This window comes from Pseudomonas sp. EA_65y_Pfl2_P74 (assembly GCF_963970575.1).
Classification (GTDB): domain Bacteria; phylum Pseudomonadota; class Gammaproteobacteria; order Pseudomonadales; family Pseudomonadaceae; genus Aquipseudomonas; species Aquipseudomonas baetica_A.
On record NZ_CAXAOQ010000004.1, the window covers coordinates 1 to 17270 of the forward strand.

Below are 17270 nucleotides of genomic sequence, written 5' to 3' on the forward strand. Positions count from 1 at the left end.
GGTAGGTGAACTGCACTTCTTCCAGGTGGGTGAAGTGCGAGTTGCCTGGATCCTGGCAGTTGTGCATTTTGTTGTTGATGGCGACGATGATCGCGTCTTCCAGTTTGGTGGTGTAGTAGTGCTCTTGAGTACCTTGAGCCGAAGTACGGAACCACTGGATAACGATTTCGCTCATGCGCTCGCCGGAAGTCAGAGCGGCTTGCAGCAGAGGCGAAGCCTTGTCGTAGACCTTGGTGATCACAACTGGCTTGTGAACGCGCTGACCGGTTGGCTGACCGGATTGCGGGTCACGCGGGATGATCACGTCGTGGCTGAACGCCTGAACCATGACCTGGTCTTCGTGACCTTCCTGGTAGGTGTTGCCAACGGAGTCGGCAGTGAAGGCGCCGGCAGTGATCAGGCCTTGTTTTTCGCCGGTAACCGACATGTACGCTGGTGTTGCCATGGGGTGCTCTCCTTGCGGATAAATTTAAGGTGCCCGGGAGGCGAAATCGCCCGGTGGGTGCCGAAGACATATCAAGTAGCGTGCCAGGTTTTGTGAAGTGCCCGGAAGCCGGGGGTGAGGCTGCACCTGATCGGGTTTTTGACTGTTTTTCGTGCGGATTTGAGGTCTGAAGTGCGCAACTTCTTGCGCAGTACTGCGCAAGAAGTTGCGCACTCGTCTGTACAGAACGGATTACGTGGGCTGTAGGGATGTGTCCACACGGTTATCCACATTTGAGTGCGCAAGAAGTTGCGCACAATGGCGTGTGGCCACTATTGGTGGGGGTTGCTAAAAAATGGCCAATCCAACATCCATTTTTGCCATTACGTCACTGGTGCGTCGCCTTGGGATTGTCAGACAGTCGCACGCCAAAGCCTTGCGATAAGCCGTTGCGCAAGGCGTGAGGGTGAAAAAGCGTCTTATAAATGAAACAGCGCCCTCGGCTATACTCCCCGCATTTCGACTTAGGCACGAGGACTCACTGTGAAGAACTGGACGTTGCGCCAACGCATTTTGGCGAGCTTTGCGGTGATTATCGCCATCATGTTGCTGATGGTCGTCGTCTCGTATTCACGGCTTTTGAAGATTGAGGCTGGCGAACAGAGCGTGCGTGATGACGCGGTGCCGGGTGTGTATTTCAGCTCGATGATCCGCAGTGTCTGGGTAGACAGTTACTTGCAAACCCAGGAATTGCTGGGCCTTAAAAAAGGCTTGGGAATCAGTTCCGAGGACGCCGCAGACTTCAAGGCCTTCGAAGCACGGCTCGAAGAGCAGGTGGGCAACTATCAAAACACCATCACTACCGAGCAGGACAAAGCCGAGTTCAGCTTGTTCAAGCAGGACATCCTGAACTACAACAAGATTCAGGCTCAGGTGCTCGATCTGCACCAGCGCAATCTCGATGATGACGCGACGAAGTTGTTCAACGAACAACTGACGCCAGCGTGGATGGCTGGTCGCATGAAACTCAACGACATCATTCGCGAGAACAAGTCGGTGGCCGATCAGGCCATGGACAACATTGACAGCGCAGTGGAAGCGGCCAAGATCAGCATGTTCATCTCGTTGCTGGTGGCCATTCTCGCGGCTGGCGCCTGCGGCCTGCTGCTGATGCGGGCGATCATGGCACCGATGAACCGCATCGTGGAAATCCTCGAAATCATGCGTACCGGCGACTTGAGCAGCCGCCTGGACCTTGCCCGCAAAGACGAGTTCGGCGCGGTGGAAACCGGCTTCAACGACATGATGGCCGAGCTGACTTCGCTGGTGTCGCAAGCGCAGCGTTCATCGGTGCAGGTGACCACTTCGGTGACCGAAATCGCCGCCACTTCCAAGCAACAGCAAGCCACCGCCACCGAAACCGCGGCCACTACCACCGAAATTGGCGCGACCTCGCGGGAAATTGCGGCGACGTCCCGCGATCTGGTACGCACCATGACCGAAGTGTCCACCGCTGCCGATCAGGCCTCGGTGCTCGCCGGCTCCGGCCAGCAGGGCCTGGCGCGCATGGAAGACACCATGCATTCGGTGATGGGCGCAGCCGATCTGGTCAACGCCAAACTGGCGATCCTCAACGAGAAGGCCGGCAACATCAATCAGGTGGTGGTGACCATCGTCAAGGTCGCCGACCAGACCAACCTGCTGTCGCTGAACGCGGCGATCGAAGCCGAGAAGGCCGGTGAATACGGCCGTGGTTTTGCCGTGGTTGCCACTGAAGTGCGGCGTCTGGCGGATCAGACGGCGGTCGCCACTTACGACATTGAACAAATGGTGCGCGAGATCCAGTCGGCGGTGTCGGCGGGCGTGATGGGCATGGACAAGTTCTCCGAAGAAGTGCGTCGTGGCATGTTCGAAGTGCAGCAGGTCGGTGAGCAACTGTCGCAGATCATCCATCAAGTGCAGGCGCTGGCGCCGCGGGTGTTGATGGTCAACGAAGGCATGCAGGCCCAGGCCACGGGCGCCGAGCAGATCAATCACGCGCTGGTGCAGTTGGGCGATGCCAGCAGCCAGACCGTCGAATCGCTGCGTCAGGCCAGTTTCGCCATCGATGAACTGAGCCAGGTGGCCGTCGGGCTGCGCAGCGGCGTTTCGCGATTCAAAGTCTGATGAGCGAAATCAGCGCCAAACGCAGTGCCGCACCCGTGGCGAAGCAGGCGTTATTCCTGCTGTTTCGCATTGGCAATGAGCGCTACGCCTTGCGTGCCACCGAAGTGGCGGAAGTGCTGCCGCGCTTGCCGTTGAAACCGATTGCCCGGGCGCCACAGTGGGTCGCCGGGGTGTTCGCCTATCGTGGTGCGGTGGTGCCGGTAATTGATCTCAGCGCGCTGACTTTTGGTCAACCCGCCGAGGCACGCACCAGTACGCGGTTGGTGTTGGTTCACTATCGCCGGGACGCGTCGCAGCCGGCGCAATGGCTTGGGCTGATTCTCGAGCAGGCGACAGACACGCTGCGCTGTTATCCAGAGGATTTTCAACCCTACGGCCTCGACAATCGCGAGGCGCCGTACCTCGGCCCGGTGCGCGAAGATGCGCAGGGGCTGGTGCAATGGGTGCGGGTCAGTGACTTGCTCGATGATGGCGTGCGCGCTTTGCTGTTCCCCAATCCGCCGCTGGACCCGATGCAGCTTGAGGCGCAGTCATGAGCAGCGACCAGCGCTTTTTCGACTTCCTCAAAGAACGCATCGGCCTTGATGTCACCTCTGTGGGGCCGGCGATCATCGAGCGAGCCGTCCGTCAGCGCACCACGCTTTCACAAGCGGCGAACGCCGAAGAATATTGGCAACTGCTGCAAGGTTCGCGCGATGAACAGCAGGCGCTGATCGAAGCGGTCATCGTCCCCGAAACCTGGTTTTTCCGTTACCCGGAGTCGTTCGCCACCCTCGGTAAACTGGCGCGCAATCGTCTTGGCGAACTGAACAACATGCGCGCGCTGCGCATCCTCAGTCTGCCGTGTTCCACCGGCGAAGAGCCTTATTCGATTGCCATGGCCTTGATTGACGCCGGGCTCAGGCCGCATCAGTTCAAGGTCGATGGCATGGACGTCAGCCCGATCTCGGTGGAAAAGGCGCGGCGCGCGTTGTATGGCAAGAACTCGTTTCGTGGCCAGGATCTGGACTACCGCGAGCGGCATTTCACGCCTGAGCAGGACGGCCATCGGGTCAACGAAAACGTGCGCGAGCAAGTGCGTTTGCAGGTCGGCAATGTGCTCGATCCGGCGCTGTTGGCCAGTGAGCCCGCCTTCGATTTCGTGTTCTGCCGCAACCTGCTGATCTACTTCGATCAGCCGACCCAGAAGCAAGTCTTCGAAGTACTCAAGCGCCTGACTCATGTCGATGGCGTGCTCTTTATCGGCCCGGCGGAGGGCAGTCTGCTTGGACGGTTAGGCATGCGTTCGATCGGTATTCCCCAGTCGTTTGCGTTCAGCCGCCACAGTGAGCCGGCGCCGGAACCGTTGCCGATCCCCAAGCCCATTCCGTTGCCCGTCAGTCAGCCGCTGCGCACCACACCACCCACACCGTCCGTGCGCAACCGGCCGTTTACCGCCGTGACGGCACTGCCGATTACCCGCAAAAGCGCCAACCCGGACGCTGCGACGTTGCTCGCCCACATTGCCGCCCTGGCCAACGAAGGCAAAAGCGCCGAGGCCCGCGCCGCGTGCGAGCAGTATTTGCGTAGCCACGAACCGGTGGCGCAAGCCTTCTACTGGCTCGGCCTGCTCAGCGATGTCGCAGGCAGTGCCCTTGAAGCCCAGGGTTTTTACCGCAAGGCGTTGTACCTCGAACCGCAACATCCCGAAGCGTTGATGCACCTGGCCGCGTTGCTGCAAGCCCAAGGTGACAGCGCCGGTGCCAGACGATTACAGGAGCGCGCCGCCCGCAGCGCACGCACCGCCGACAGTGAGCGCAAACGATGATCCCGTCCGACACCTTGAACGTCACACATGAAGATGCCCGGGCCATCGACGATTGCTGGAACCGCATCGGCATTCACGGCGACAAGTCCTGTGCGCTGCTGGAAGAACACATCCATTGCCGCAATTGCTCGGTGTATTCCGCCGCCGCCACGCGCCTGCTCGACCGCTATGCGTTGCAGCAGGACGAGCGTGACCCGGTGGCTACAGCAGTCGAAACCGATTTGAAAACCCGTTCTCTGCTGATGTTTCGTATTGGCGAAGAATGGCTGGGGCTGGCGACGCGCAGCCTCGTAGAGGTGGCGCCGATGCAGGCGATTCACTCGCTGCCGCATCAACGCTCGCGGGCCTTGCTTGGCGTGGCCAATGTGCGCGGCGCGCTGGTGGCGTGTCTGTCGCTGGTTGAGTTGCTGGATCTGGATGGCAATGTTGCACCGGCCAATGGCGGGCGAGTCATGCCGCGCATGCTGATCATCGCTGCCCATGGTGGACCGGTGGTGGTGCCGGTGGATGAAGTTGATGGCATCCATGCGATTGACGAGCGCATTCTCGATGCCGCATCGCGATCCGGCGCTCAGGCCAGTGCCAAGTACACCCGGGGTGTTCTGCCATTTCGGGGGCGCAGCCTGCGTTGGCTGGATGAAGAACAGCTGCTGTCCGCCGTGACCCGGAGCCTCACATGACCCCCGAGCAAATGCGCGACGCCTCATTGCTGGAGCTGTTCAGCCTTGAAGCTGAGGCCCAGACCCAAGTCCTGAGCGCGGGGCTTTTGGCACTGGAGCGCAACCCGACCCAGGCCGATCAACTGGAATCGTGCATGCGCGCGGCGCACTCGCTCAAAGGCGCGGCGCGGATCGTCGGTATCGACAGCGGCGTCAGCGTTGCGCATGTGATGGAGGATTGTCTGGTCAGTGCGCAGGAAGGGCGGTTGTTGCTGCGCCCGGAGCACATCGACGCGTTGTTGCAGGGCACCGATTTGCTGATGCGCGTCGCCGTGCCGGCCAGCGCGCCGCAACCGGCAGACATTGAAGCTTACGTCGCGCTGATGGCGCGCCTGCTCGATCCGTCAGCCCCGCCAGCATCGGTCGCTGCGCCGCTGATGGCCGAGTTGCAGCTTGAAGCGCCGCCAGCGGTTCAGCCGACGCCGGTGCCTGCTATAGAAGCTTCTGTTGAGTCGCCCGAGCCGCCACCGAACAAGAGCAAACGCACCACCGAAGGTGGCGAGCGCGTGTTGCGCGTCACCGCCGAACGTCTGAACAGCCTGCTCGATCTGTCAAGTAAATCGCTGGTGGAAACCCAGCGACTCAAGCCGCATCTGGCGACCATGCAGCGCCTCAAGCGCATGCAGAACAACGGTCTGCGCGCATTGGAAAACCTCAACGTCCACCTCAAGGAACATGCGCTGAGCCTTGAAGCTCTGGAAGCGTTGGAAGATGCGCGGCGTTTGCTCGCCGAATCCCAGCAAATGCTGATCGAGAAAAATGCCGAACTCGATGAATTCGCCTGGCAGGCCAGCCAGCGCGCGCAAGTGCTCTACGACACTGCATTGGCCTGCCGCATGCGGCCCTTCGCAGACGTGCTCAGCGGTCAGGTGCGCATGGTGCGTGATCTGGGCCGCACTCTCGGCAAGCAGGTGCGACTGGAGATCGAAGGCGAGAAAACCCAGGTTGATCGCGATGTGCTGGAGAAGCTCGAAGCCCCGCTTACCCATTTGCTGCGCAACGCGGTCGATCACGGCATCGAAACGCCGGAGCAACGTTTGCTCCAGGGCAAACCCGCCGAAGGCCTGATCCGCCTGCGCGCCTCGCATCAAGCGGGATTGCTGGTGCTGGAATTGAGCGATGACGGTAACGGCGTCGATCTGGAAAAGGTTCGGCGTAGCATTGTCGAGCGCCAGTTGTCCCCCGCCGAAACAGCGGCGCAGTTGAGCGAAGAGGAGTTGCTGACCTTCCTGTTCCTGCCTGGTTTCAGCCTGCGCGATACGGTCACTGAAGTGTCTGGCCGTGGCGTCGGCCTTGATGCCGTTCAGCACATGGTCCGTCAGTTGCGTGGCGCGGTGGTGCTGGAACAGACGGCGGGCGAGGGCAGTCGCTTCCATCTTGAAGTGCCGTTGACCTTGTCAGTGGTGCGCAGTCTGGTGGTGGAAGTCGGCGAAGAGGCCTACGCCTTTCCGCTAGCCCACATCGAGCGCATGTGCGATCTGGCCCCCGAAGACATCGTGCAGGTCGAAGGTCGCCAGCATTTCTGGCACGAGGATCAGCATGTCGGGCTGGTGGCTGCCAGCCAGTTGTTGCAGCGCCCGGCCAGTCAGAGCAGCGGTGAGGCCCTGAAAGTCGTGGTGATCCGCGAGCGCGATTCGATCTATGGAGTGGCGGTCGAGCGCTTCATTGGCGAGCGCACGTTGGTGGTGTTGCCACTGGACGAGCGTCTGGGCAAAGTGCAGGACATTTCCGCCGGTGCCTTGCTCGATGACGGCTCAGTGGTGCTGATTGTCGACGTCGAAGACATGCTGCGTTCGGTGGACAAACTGCTCAATACCGGGCGCCTTGAGCGCATCGCCCGCCACGGCAATCAAGCCGTGGAAGCGGCGCGCAAACGAGTGCTGGTGGTCGACGACTCGCTGACGGTGCGCGAGCTACAGCGCAAACTGCTGCTCAACCGTGGCTACGACGTCGCTGTGGCGGTGGACGGCATGGACGGTTGGAACGCGTTGCGTTCGGAGGACTTCGATTTGCTGATCACCGACATCGACATGCCGCGCATGGACGGCATCGAACTGGTCACGCTGTTGCGCCGCGATAACCGACTGCAATCGCTGCCGGTGATGGTCGTGTCGTACAAGGATCGCGAAGAAGACCGGCGCCGTGGACTGGACGCCGGCGCCGACTATTATTTAGCCAAAGCCAGTTTTCATGACGACGCCCTGCTCGACGCAGTGGTCGAGCTCATCGGAGGAGCGCGGGCATGAAGATTGCTATCGTCAATGATATGCCGCTGGCGGTGGAGGCCCTGCGCCGGGCGCTGGCCTTCGAGCCGGCGCATCAGGTGGTCTGGGTCGCGTACAACGGCGCCGAAGCGGTGCGCCTGTGCGCCGAAAATACCCCGGATCTGATTCTGATGGATCTGATCATGCCGGTGATGGACGGCGTCGAAGCCACCCGACGGATCATGGCCGAGAGCCCGTGCGCCATTGTCATCGTCACGGTTGACCGGCAACAGAACGTGCACCGGGTCTTCGAAGCCATGGGCCACGGCGCGCTGGACGTGGTCGACACCCCGGCCCTTGGCGCCGGCAATGCACAGGAAGCGGCGGCGCCATTGCTGCGCAAGATCCTCAATATCGGCTGGCTGATCGGTGAGAAAACCCCTCGCTCGCGCCCCGTGCCGACTCCCCAGCGCAGCACGGCGTCGTGCCAGCGACTGGTAGCAATCGGTTCGTCGGCGGGCGGGCCGGCGGCGCTGGAAGTGCTGCTCAAGGGCTTGCCGCGTGATTTTTCGGCGGCCATCGTGCTGGTGCAGCACGTTGACCAGGTGTTCGCCGCCGGTATGGCCGAGTGGCTGGCCAGCGCCAGTGGTCTGGATGTGCGCCTGGCCCGCGAAGGCGAGCCACCGCAAGCCGGCGTGGTGCTGCTGGCCGGCACCAATCACCATATTCGATTACTGAAGAACGGCACGCTGGCCTACACCGCCGAGCCGGTCAACGAGATTTACCGACCCTCGATCGACGTGTTTTTCGAGAGCGTCGCCAGTTACTGGAATGGTGATGCAGTCGGGGTTTTATTGACCGGGATGGGACGTGATGGGGCTCAAGGGCTTAAGCTCATGCGCCAACAAGGTTACTTGACCATCGCGCAGGATCAGCAAAGCAGTGCGGTCTATGGCATGCCCAAGGCCGCTGCGGCCATTGATGCAGCCGTTGAAATCCGCTCACTGGAAAAGATAGCGCCACGATTGCTGGAGATTTTCCCCAAATGAACAGATTTTTCCGCAATCCTGGCCCCCGCCGTACTCAGGTGACCGCCCATGAATGACTTACAGATCGATGACATCAAAACCGACGAAAACGCCGCCATGGTGTTGTTGGTGGACGATCAGGCGATGATCGGCGAGGCCGTGCGTCGTGGGCTGTCGAATGAAGAAAACATCGACTTCCACTTCTGCTCTGACCCGCATCGAGCCATCGCACAAGCGGTGCGGATCAAACCAACAGTGATCCTGCAGGACCTGGTCATGCCAGGCCTCGATGGTCTGAGCCTGGTGCGCGAATACCGTAATCACCCGGCGACCAAGGACATTCCGATCATCGTTCTGTCGACCAAGGAAGACCCGCTGATCAAAAGCGCGGCGTTTTCGGCCGGCGCCAACGACTATCTGGTGAAACTGCCGGACACCATCGAATTGGTCGCGCGCATCCGTTATCACTCGCGTTCCTACATGACCTTGCTGCAACGGGACGCGGCGTACCGTGCGCTGCGGGTCAGCCAGCAGCAGTTGCTCGACACCAACCTGGTGCTGCAACGCCTGATGAACTCCGATGGCCTGACCGGGCTGTCCAACCGTCGACACTTCGATGAGTATCTGGAACTGGAATGGCGACGTTCCCTGCGTGATCAGAGCCAATTGTCGTTGCTGATGATCGACGTCGATTACTTCAAGTCCTATAACGACACGTTTGGTCATGTCGAAGGCGATGAGGCGCTGCGCAAGGTTGCCACGGCGATCCGCGACGCCAGCGCCCGGCCGTCGGACCTGCCGGCGCGTTACGGGGGGGAGGAATTTGTCTTGGTGCTGCCGAACACCTCGCCGGGCGGCGCGCGACTGATGGCGGAGAAGCTGCGCCAGACCGTGGCCGCGCTGAAAATTCCACATATTGCACCGAGCGAAGGTGCGAGCCTGACCATCAGTATCGGTTTGGCGACGATGGTGCCTGAGTCGGGTAGCGATTGCCGGTTGCTGATTTCGGCGGCGGATCGCGGTTTGTACCTGGCCAAGAACAATGGGCGCAATCAGGTCGGCATTGAGTAGTCCACTGTCCCCTGTGGGAGCGGGCTTGCTCGCGAAGGCGACGGCATAGCCAGCAGTAGGGTTGGCTGACCCACCGCATTCGCGAGCAAGCCCGCTCCTGCATTTGCAATACGTCGCCCCAACAGCCGCCAGACGGGCTGCCGTGACAGCGTGATTACGTTATACTCGCCGGCTTTCAAAAGTTCGCCAACGAGTGCTGCCCGTCATGGAAATCAACCCGATCCTGAACACCATCAAGGACCTGTCCGAGCGCTCCGAAACTATTCGGGGGTATCTTTGACTACGATCAAAAGCATGAGCGTCTGACCGAGGTCAATCGCGAGCTTGAAGATCCGAGTGTCTGGAACAAACCTGAATACGCCCAGGAGCTGGGCCGCGAGCGCGCTGCGCTGGCGCAGATCGTCGATACCCTCGACGAACTGAACGGCGGTCTGGCCGATTGCCGCGACCTGCTGGACATGGCTGTCGAAGAAAACGACGAAGGCGCAGTGGGCGATGTTGTCGCCGAGCTGGCCCGTCTTGAGGACAACCTCGCCAAGCTCGAATTTCGCCGCATGTTCAGCCACGAGATGGACCCGAACAACGCCTACCTGGACATCCAGGCCGGTTCCGGCGGCACCGAAGCCCAGGACTGGGCCAACATCCTGCTGCGCATGTACCTGCGCTGGGCTGACAAACGCGGTTTCGACGCGACCATCATGGAACTGTCGGCCGGTGAAGTCGCCGGGATCAAAGGCGCGACCGTGCACATCAAGGGCGAATACGCCTTTGGCTGGCTGCGTACCGAAATCGGCGTACACCGTCTGGTGCGCAAGAGCCCGTTCGACTCCGGCAACCGTCGCCACACTTCGTTCTCGGCGGTTTTCGTCTCGCCAGAGATCGACGACAAGGTGGAAATCGAAATCAACCCGGCAGACCTGCGGATCGACACCTATCGTTCCTCCGGTGCCGGTGGTCAGCACGTAAACACCACCGACTCGGCCGTACGTATTACGCACGTACCGACCAACACCGTGGTCAGTTGTCAGAACGAACGTTCCCAGCACGCCAACAAGGACACCGCCATGAAAATGCTGCGGGCCAAGTTGTACGAGCAGGAAATGCAGAAACGCAACGCAGCGTCCCAGGCGCTGGAGGACACCAAGTCCGATATCGGCTGGGGTCACCAGATCCGCTCCTACGTTCTCGATGCTTCGCGCATCAAGGACCTGCGGACCAACATCGAACGCAGCGACTGCGACAAGGTGCTCGATGGCGACATCGACGACTACCTGGAAGCCAGCCTGAAATCGGGGCTGTAAAGCCGTCAGCCCGACCTTAAGTCCCCCGTCAATGGCGGGGGCAACGAACCTGTGATGGAAAATTTAAAGACATGAGCGACCAACAACTCGATCCGCAAGCCCTGCAACAGGAAGAAAACTCCCTGATCGCCCTGCGCAAGGAAAAGCTTGCTGCCGAGCGCGCCAAGGGCAATGCCTTCCCGAACGACTTCCGCCGCGAAAACTACTGCGAAGAACTGCAGAAGCAATACGCGGACAAGACCAAGGAAGAGCTGGCAGAGGCTGCAATCCCGGTCAAGGTTGCCGGTCGTATCATGCTCAACCGTGGCTCGTTCATGGTGATCCAGGACATGACCGGTCGCATTCAGGTCTACGTCAACCGCAAGACGCTGTCCGAAGAAACCCTGGCCGCGGTGAAAACCTGGGACATGGGCGACATCATTGCCGCTGTTGGCACCCTGGCCCGTTCCGGCAAGGGTGACCTGTACGTTGAAATGACCGACGTGCGCCTGCTGACCAAGTCGCTGCGCCCGTTGCCGGACAAGCACCACGGCCTGACCGACACCGAACAACGTTACCGTCAGCGTTACGTTGACCTGATCGTCAACGAAGACGTGCGCCAGACCTTCCGCGTACGTTCGCAAGTGATCGCGCACATCCGCAGCTTCCTGATGAAGCGCGACTTCCTCGAAGTCGAAACGCCGATGCTGCAGACCATTCCTGGCGGCGCTGCGGCCAAGCCGTTCGAAACCCACCACAACGCGCTGGACATGGAAATGTTCCTGCGTATCGCCCCGGAGCTGTACCTCAAGCGTCTGGTGGTTGGCGGTTTTGAAAAGGTCTTCGAGATCAACCGCAACTTCCGTAACGAAGGCGTTTCGACGCGTCACAACCCGGAATTCACCATGTTGGAGTTCTACCAGGCGTACGCCGACTACGAAGACAACATGGACCTTACCGAAGAACTGTTCCGCGAACTGGCGCAACTGGTGCTGGGCAGCACTGACGTGCCGTACGGTGAAAAGGTGTTCCACTTCGGCGAACCGTTCGTGCGTCTGTCGGTATTCGACTCGATCCTCAAGTACAACCCTGAGCTGAGCGCCGATGACCTGAACGACATCGACAAGGCGCGCGCCATTGCCAAGAAGGCCGGCGCCAAGGTGCTGGGCTTCGAAGGTCTGGGCAAGCTGCAGGTGATGATTTTCGAAGAACTGGTCGAGCACAAACTCGAGCAGCCGCACTTCATCACTCAGTACCCGTTCGAAGTGTCGCCGCTGGCCCGTCGCAACGACGACAACCCGAACGTCACCGACCGTTTCGAGCTGTTCATCGGCGGCCGTGAAATCGCCAACGCCTACTCCGAGTTGAACGACGCCGAAGACCAGGCCGAGCGCTTCATGGCGCAGGTGGCCGACAAGGACGCCGGCGACGACGAAGCCATGCATTACGACGCCGACTTCGTGCGTGCGCTCGAGTACGGCATGCCGCCAACGGCCGGTGAAGGGATCGGCATCGATCGTCTGGTGATGTTGCTGACCAACTCGCCGTCGATTCGCGATGTGATCCTGTTCCCGCACATGCGACCGCAAGCGTAAACGTTTCAGTTAAAAAGCCGCCTAAAACAGGCGGCTTTTTATTGCCCGTCTGGTACAAATGTATCAATTGGTTACTTTTGAAATAGCAGAGGAAGTGCTGTCGTGATGGTTGCAATCGCTCAAGAAGGTGCAGCGGGTATCGCCACTGCGGTCGCTGAAAGTGTTCAGTACCAGGGCCGCAAGGCCAGCCGACAGGGCAGTGAACAGCGTCGACAGGTCATTCTCGACGCGGCGATGCGCATTGTCGTGCGTGATGGCGTGCGTGCCGTGCGCCACCGTGCGGTAGCAGCCGAGGCCGGTGTGCCGCTGTCGGCCACCACGTATTACTTCAAGGACATCGATGACCTGCTCACCGATACCTTCGCCCAATACGTCGAACGCAGCGCGGCCTATATGGCCAAATTGTGGGTCAACAACGAAGGTCTGCTGCGTGAGATGGTCGTCAGTGGCGATGGCAGCCCGGAGTCGCGTTCGCAACTGGCCGACAATATTGCGCGGCTGATGACCGATTATGTCCATCGGCAACTGGTCAACCGTCGCGAGCATTTGATGGCCGAGCAGGCGTTCCGTCAGGAAGCGTTGCTTAACCCGCGCCTGGCCATTCTGGTGCGATCCCATCAGCAGATTTTGCTGCAGGGTACCTGCCAGTTGTTTCAGGTTCTGGGCTCGCGGGAACCGCAGCAGGATGCCAAGGTGTTGACGGCGATTATCGGACGGATGGAATATCAGGGCCTGCTCAACGAAGCCGAGCCTTTGGCCGAGCAGGAAATGCTCGACATTTTGACGCGGTATATGCATTTGGTGCTGGCGTCGGTGTAACCCTCTGAGGCAATCATAATTCCCACGGGGGACTGTGGCGATCTTCAGGGCCGTGATTGTTCATAGGGAGTATTGAATGAAAGCCTGGCGTGGTGTGCTGATCGCCTTGTCGTTGCTGTTGCTCAGTGGCTGTCTGGTGACTTTCAAGGCGCCTCTGGCCAGCAGTGACTCGGCGCCCAAGGGCTTGCTCGGCAAATGGTCGAGCACCAATGCCTGGGGCGAGCCGATGAGCCTTGAGTTGACGCGCGTCGGCAGCAACCGTTATCAGGCCGTCACTTGGTTGAAAGCCAAGCCCCGTGAGCGCGAAGCCTATCCTTTCACGGTGTCCCGTCATGGCAATCGCTGGTATCTGTCAGCGAAAGTACCGGCGCGGTTCGGCGGCCACTACACCATCGCCGGGTTCGAACTCACCGACAAACACGAACTGGTGGTCTACAGCCTCGATCTCGAGCAGATCAACCAAGCGATCAAAGAAAAAGCCCTCGACGGACAGGCCTTCCAGACCGACGATGGCGACGGCGCGCAAGTCGATAGCCCACTCGACAAGGTCTTTGCTTACCTCGACGATCCGGCCAATTCCGATGTGTTCGTCGAGGCTGCGCGCTATCAGCGCCAGCGCGCGGGCAAATAATTCAGTACGTCACGTTTTCTACAGGAGTTTCGGGTGGACGATTACCAGCAGACGATACGCATGTTGTCCGATCGCATTGTGCTGGCGCAGACGCCGATTCGCGTGCTCGATGCGGTCAAGTGGGACGAGAACGTGCGCAAGGGCTTCCTCAAGGCCAAGGGCAAGGAAATGCCAGCGGTGGATCGCGACTACTACCTCAATCGGCCGCTGACCTTCGATTCGAGCAAGGTCAAACTGGAATTCCAGAACATCGAGCGCGACATCACCCGCCAGCTCGGCCAGTTCAATCCGGTCGGGCAGATCATGCGGCGCATGTGCAAGGAATACCGCATGGTGGTGCGCATGCTCGAAGCGCGTGGCACCGAGGATTTCGGACTGATCTCGCAGGAACTGTACGGCGCTGCCTCGGATGCGTTCCACGCTGGCGACCCGACCCTGGCCGACCTCGGCCTGATGATGTCCGACTATTTGAACAACATCGATGGTCGTGGCGACCTGAAGGACGAACCTAAAATCCTCACCGCCAAGGACGCCGTGCACCTGCTGCAAACCCGTCTGAATAAAGTCTTCGGCGAGGCCGAGGAAACCATTCGCGTATTCGAGTCCGACGGCATCGTGGCCGACGCGGCGGCGGGGGCCGACTACATCAAGATCCGTACCGATGCGATGTTTAACGACCGCGACGTACGTGCGCTGGAGGTTCACGAAGGCCTGGTGCACGTCGGCACCACGCTCAACGGTTTGAACCAACCGATCTGCACCTTCCTGTCCAAGGGGCCGCCCTCATCGACGGTGACCCAGGAAGGCCTGGCGATCCTGATGGAAATCATCACCTTCGCCTCCTACCCGAGTCGTTTGCGCAAACTGACCAACCGCACCCGCGCCATCCACATGGTCGAGGAGGGCGCGGACTTCTTGCAGGTGTTCGAGTTCTTCCGCGAGCAGGGCTTTGAAATGGCCGAAAGCTACGGCAACGCCAGTCGGGTTTTCCGGGGTTCGACACCGACTGGTCTGCCATTCACCAAAGACTTGTCCTACCTCAAGGGCTTTATCATGGTTTACAACTACATTCAGTTGGCCGTGCGTAAGGGCAAGCTTGAGCAGATTCCGTTGCTGTTCTGCGGCAAGACCACGCTGGAGGACATGCGCACGATGCGCCAATTGGTCGATGAAGGGCTGGTAGTGCCGCCCAAGTATTTGCCGGACCAGTTCCGCGACTTGAACGCGTTGTCGGCGTGGATGTGCTTCTCCAACTTCCTCAACCATTTGAGCCTGGACCGGATCGAAGCGGATTACTCCAACATCCTTTGAACCAACACAAAACCCTTGTAGGAGTGAGCAGGCTCACTCCTACAGTTTTCAATCGTGTACCAACCCGAATTTTCGCGAGGTTTCACCGGATGAGAATCCTCGGCATCTTTTGCCTGCTCCTGACCCTCGGCGGTTGCAGTTCGCTGTTGTTCTACCCGGAACCCGGTCAGGTCTTCACCCCGGAAAAAGCCAAACTCCAATACCGCACCGTCACGCTGGTGACGGCTGATGGCCTCAAGCTCAATGCCTGGTGGCTGCCGGCCAAGCCCGGCGTAGACGTCAAAGGCACGGTGCTGCACTTACACGGCAACGGCGGCAATCTGCCGATGCACTTGGGCGGGAGTTGGTGGTTGCCGAAAAACGGCTATCAGGTATTGCTGGTCGACTATCGCGGCTACGGCCTGTCCGAGGGTGAGCCGAGCCTGCCGGCGATCTATCAGGACATCGACGCGGCGTTCGCCTGGCTGGACAAGGCGCCAGAGGTCCAAGGCAAGCCGCTGGTCCTGCTCGGTCAAAGCCTTGGTGGTTCGATGGCCGTGCATTGGCTGGTACAGCATCCGCAGCGGCAGAAACAGCTCAAGGCACTGGTGCTCGACGGTGTGCCTGCCAGCTATCGAAGCGTCGGCCAATATGCGCTCAGTACCTCGTGGCTGACCTGGCCGTTCCAAGTGCCGCTGTCGTGGCTGGTGCCGGACGGCGACAGTGCGATCTACTCGATGCCGCAACTCAACGGCGTGCCGAAACTGATGTTCCACAGCATCGACGATCCGCTGGTGCCGCTTTCCAATGGCATCCGTCTGTATCAAGCTGCGCCGCCGCCGCGCGTTCTGCAGTTGACCCGTGGCGGCCATGTGCAGACGTTCGGCGATCCGGTGTGGCGTCAGGTGATGCTGCGCTATCTAGACGATCCCGAGCATTTCAACGGCCTGCGCCGTCTCGGCGAAATCCCCAATTACCCGCCACCCCCGAATTCTGAAAACGAGAGCCCGCAATGAGTGAAGAACGCAACGCTATCCCGCTGATCATCACCGGTATCTGCAGCATCCTCGGCACCGTGGGTGCCCTGTGGTACTACGGCTACCTGCACTTCGCCAAACCCGAGGATGCGTTGCTGCTCAACGAATTCACCATGCTCAAAACCGTGCCGGGCGAGGACTACAAAGTCTCGCTGGACCCGGCAGCGCAAGTGGCGCAGTGCATTGACGGGGTACTGGTGCTGTTCGATACCGAGCAGAAAGGTTTGACCGGTGTGCTGATCAACGGCCAGAAGAAAGCGGTGCGTTGCATGGGGCAGGAAACGCCGCAAAAACTCGAGCAATAACCGCCCCTACCCAAGGCCCACTAAAAAGCCCCGCCTGATCACTCAGGCGGGGCTTTTGCGTTACTGCTTACAGCTTAGTTCGAGCTGACCGCCGAACGTGGCATCACTGGCTGGTTGTCGTTGGAAATGGTCACTTCCACACGACGGTTCATCGCACGGCCCGACACGCTGCCGTTATCGGCAACCGGATATTCCTGGCCGTAGCCCTGAACCACGATGCGCGCAGGATCTACGCCCATTTTGATCAGCGCGACCTGTACCGACGTCGCACGACGCTCGGACAGCGACTGGTTGTACGACGCGGCGCCAGTGCTGTCGGTGTAACCCTCGACGATCACTTTGCGATCAGGGTTTTGCTGGAGGAACTGCGCCAGTTTGTTGATGTTCACCAGACCGCTGGATTTCAGGTCAGCCTTGTTGGTGGCAAACAGCACGTCACCGAAAGTCACCAGCGTACCGCGATCAGTCTGCTTGGCGTTCAGGCTTTGCTGCAGCTGTTTGATCTGCTGGTCACGAGCATCCAGACGCGCCTGGGCACGCTGGGCTGCGGCGTTCTTCAGATTGTTCTCAGCGGTACGCAGGGCGATGGTCTGCTTGGCCACTTCCACGCGCTGGTTGGTCAGGTAGGCCAGTTGATCGACCTTGGCCGCATCTTGCTTGTCCATATAGGCCTTGTCGGCCTTGTCCAGATAATCGCTAGCATCTTTGGTTTCCAGCGCTGCCACTTTGCTCGCTTGCGGGTTGGCTTGCAGGCCGGCGTAGTTGGTGCGCGCCTGTTCCAGGTTCGGGTTAGGCGGGGTAGAGCAGGCAGCCAAGGCAACGCTTGCGGCCAGGAGAGCGGGAATCATCAATTGCTTACGCATAATTTTTCGTCCTTTCTATCGATAAGAGTTT

16 protein-coding genes are annotated in these 17270 nt (G+C 60.0%); 14 read left to right on the forward strand and 2 right to left on the reverse strand.

Features of this window, described 5'->3' with window-relative positions:
* A partial coding sequence (locus AACY18_RS03680) for an Hcp family type VI secretion system effector (RefSeq protein ID WP_339464314.1) occupies positions 1–445 on the reverse strand: 445 nt, incomplete at its 3' end.
* A 522-nt stretch (positions 446–967) separates the two neighbouring features.
* On the opposite strand from AACY18_RS03680, the gene AACY18_RS03685 reads away from it, so the two are divergent.
* The 14 genes from AACY18_RS03685 to AACY18_RS03750 all read left to right on the forward strand — a co-directional run bounded on the left by AACY18_RS03685 (position 968) and on the right by AACY18_RS03750 (position 16376).
* Positions 968–2590 (forward strand): methyl-accepting chemotaxis protein, encoded by a 1623-nt coding sequence (locus AACY18_RS03685; RefSeq protein ID WP_339464315.1) that lies wholly within the window; start codon positions 968–970, stop codon positions 2588–2590.
* Positions 2590–3126, forward strand: a complete 537-nt coding sequence (locus tag AACY18_RS03690; RefSeq protein WP_221733981.1) for a chemotaxis protein CheW — start codon at positions 2590–2592, stop codon at positions 3124–3126. Before AACY18_RS03685 ends, AACY18_RS03690 begins: the two co-directional genes overlap by 1 nt.
* Positions 3123–4397: a CheR family methyltransferase gene (locus tag AACY18_RS03695; RefSeq protein WP_339464317.1), complete on the forward strand. Its 1275-nt coding sequence runs from the start codon at positions 3123–3125 to the stop codon at positions 4395–4397. Before AACY18_RS03690 ends, AACY18_RS03695 begins: the two co-directional genes overlap by 4 nt.
* Complete coding sequence (locus tag AACY18_RS03700) at positions 4394–5077, forward strand: chemotaxis protein CheW (RefSeq protein ID WP_339464318.1); 684 nt, start codon at positions 4394–4396, stop codon at positions 5075–5077. Before AACY18_RS03695 ends, AACY18_RS03700 begins: the two co-directional genes overlap by 4 nt.
* Complete coding sequence (locus AACY18_RS03705; protein ID WP_339464320.1) at positions 5074–7362, forward strand: hybrid sensor histidine kinase/response regulator; 2289 nt, start codon at positions 5074–5076, stop codon at positions 7360–7362. Before AACY18_RS03700 ends, AACY18_RS03705 begins: the two co-directional genes overlap by 4 nt.
* Positions 7359–8369 carry a chemotaxis response regulator protein-glutamate methylesterase gene (locus AACY18_RS03710; RefSeq protein ID WP_339430510.1) on the forward strand — a complete coding sequence of 337 codons (1011 nt, stop codon included), beginning with the start codon at positions 7359–7361 and terminating at the stop codon, positions 8367–8369. The genes AACY18_RS03705 and AACY18_RS03710 overlap by 4 nt, the downstream gene beginning before the upstream one ends.
* A gap of 48 nt (positions 8370–8417) precedes the next feature.
* Positions 8418–9419 carry a PleD family two-component system response regulator gene (locus AACY18_RS03715; protein WP_339464321.1) on the forward strand — a complete coding sequence of 334 codons (1002 nt, stop codon included), beginning with the start codon at positions 8418–8420 and terminating at the stop codon, positions 9417–9419.
* Positions 9420–9624: 205 nt separating this feature from the next.
* Positions 9625–10720 (forward strand): peptide chain release factor 2 gene (prfB, locus tag AACY18_RS03720; RefSeq protein ID WP_339430512.1). Its coding sequence is split into 2 segments (ribosomal slippage): positions 9625–9696 and positions 9698–10720, totalling 1095 coding nucleotides; the frame shifts between segments, so codons are not numbered across the junction.
* Between the two features lie 71 nt (positions 10721–10791).
* Complete coding sequence (lysS, locus tag AACY18_RS03725) at positions 10792–12294, forward strand: lysine--tRNA ligase (RefSeq protein ID WP_339430513.1); 1503 nt, start codon at positions 10792–10794, stop codon at positions 12292–12294.
* Between the two features lie 105 nt (positions 12295–12399).
* Positions 12400–13113: a TetR/AcrR family transcriptional regulator gene (locus AACY18_RS03730; protein WP_221733987.1), complete on the forward strand. Its 714-nt coding sequence runs from the start codon at positions 12400–12402 to the stop codon at positions 13111–13113.
* Positions 13114–13189: 76 nt separating this feature from the next.
* Positions 13190–13744, forward strand: a complete 555-nt coding sequence (locus tag AACY18_RS03735) for a hypothetical protein (protein ID WP_339464322.1) — start codon at positions 13190–13192, stop codon at positions 13742–13744.
* A gap of 60 nt (positions 13745–13804) precedes the next feature.
* A complete protein-coding gene (locus AACY18_RS03740; protein ID WP_339430759.1) occupies positions 13805–15055 on the forward strand; it encodes a flavohemoglobin expression-modulating QEGLA motif protein in 1251 nt (416 codons plus the stop codon).
* 89 nt (positions 15056–15144) lie between these two features.
* Positions 15145–16050 carry an alpha/beta hydrolase gene (locus tag AACY18_RS03745; protein ID WP_339430515.1) on the forward strand — a complete coding sequence of 302 codons (906 nt, stop codon included), beginning with the start codon at positions 15145–15147 and terminating at the stop codon, positions 16048–16050.
* Positions 16047–16376 carry a hypothetical protein gene (locus AACY18_RS03750; RefSeq protein WP_221733971.1) on the forward strand — a complete coding sequence of 110 codons (330 nt, stop codon included), beginning with the start codon at positions 16047–16049 and terminating at the stop codon, positions 16374–16376. The genes AACY18_RS03745 and AACY18_RS03750 overlap by 4 nt, the downstream gene beginning before the upstream one ends.
* 74 nt (positions 16377–16450) lie before the next feature.
* Here the strand turns inward: AACY18_RS03750 and AACY18_RS03755 are convergent, their stop codons facing one another.
* Positions 16451–17239 (reverse strand): OmpA family protein, encoded by a 789-nt coding sequence (locus AACY18_RS03755; RefSeq protein WP_339430516.1) that lies wholly within the window; start codon positions 17237–17239, stop codon positions 16451–16453.
* Between the last annotated feature and the right edge of the window lie 31 nt (positions 17240–17270).

Excerpts from the sequence above, each read along its gene's own strand:
- AACY18_RS03690 (WP_221733981.1), top strand. The coding sequence starts at position 2,590 with ATGAGCGAAATCAGCGCCAAACGCAGTGCCGCACCCGTGGCGAAGCAG.
- AACY18_RS03695 (WP_339464317.1), top strand. The coding sequence starts at position 3,123 with ATGAGCAGCGACCAGCGCTTTTTCGACTTCCTCAAAGAACGCATCGGC.
- AACY18_RS03700 (WP_339464318.1), top strand. The coding sequence starts at position 4,394 with ATGATCCCGTCCGACACCTTGAACGTCACACATGAAGATGCCCGGGCC.
- AACY18_RS03705 (WP_339464320.1), top strand. The coding sequence starts at position 5,074 with ATGACCCCCGAGCAAATGCGCGACGCCTCATTGCTGGAGCTGTTCAGC.
- AACY18_RS03710 (WP_339430510.1), top strand. The coding sequence starts at position 7,359 with ATGAAGATTGCTATCGTCAATGATATGCCGCTGGCGGTGGAGGCCCTG.
- AACY18_RS03715 (WP_339464321.1), top strand. The coding sequence starts at position 8,418 with ATGAATGACTTACAGATCGATGACATCAAAACCGACGAAAACGCCGCC.
- lysS (WP_339430513.1), top strand. The coding sequence starts at position 10,792 with ATGAGCGACCAACAACTCGATCCGCAAGCCCTGCAACAGGAAGAAAAC.
- AACY18_RS03730 (WP_221733987.1), top strand. The coding sequence starts at position 12,400 with ATGGTTGCAATCGCTCAAGAAGGTGCAGCGGGTATCGCCACTGCGGTC.
- AACY18_RS03735 (WP_339464322.1), top strand. The coding sequence starts at position 13,190 with ATGAAAGCCTGGCGTGGTGTGCTGATCGCCTTGTCGTTGCTGTTGCTC.
- AACY18_RS03740 (WP_339430759.1), top strand. The coding sequence starts at position 13,805 with ATGTTGTCCGATCGCATTGTGCTGGCGCAGACGCCGATTCGCGTGCTC.
- AACY18_RS03745 (WP_339430515.1), top strand. The coding sequence starts at position 15,145 with ATGAGAATCCTCGGCATCTTTTGCCTGCTCCTGACCCTCGGCGGTTGC.
- AACY18_RS03750 (WP_221733971.1), top strand. The coding sequence starts at position 16,047 with ATGAGTGAAGAACGCAACGCTATCCCGCTGATCATCACCGGTATCTGC.
- AACY18_RS03755 (WP_339430516.1), bottom strand. The coding sequence starts at position 17,239 with ATGCGTAAGCAATTGATGATTCCCGCTCTCCTGGCCGCAAGCGTTGCC.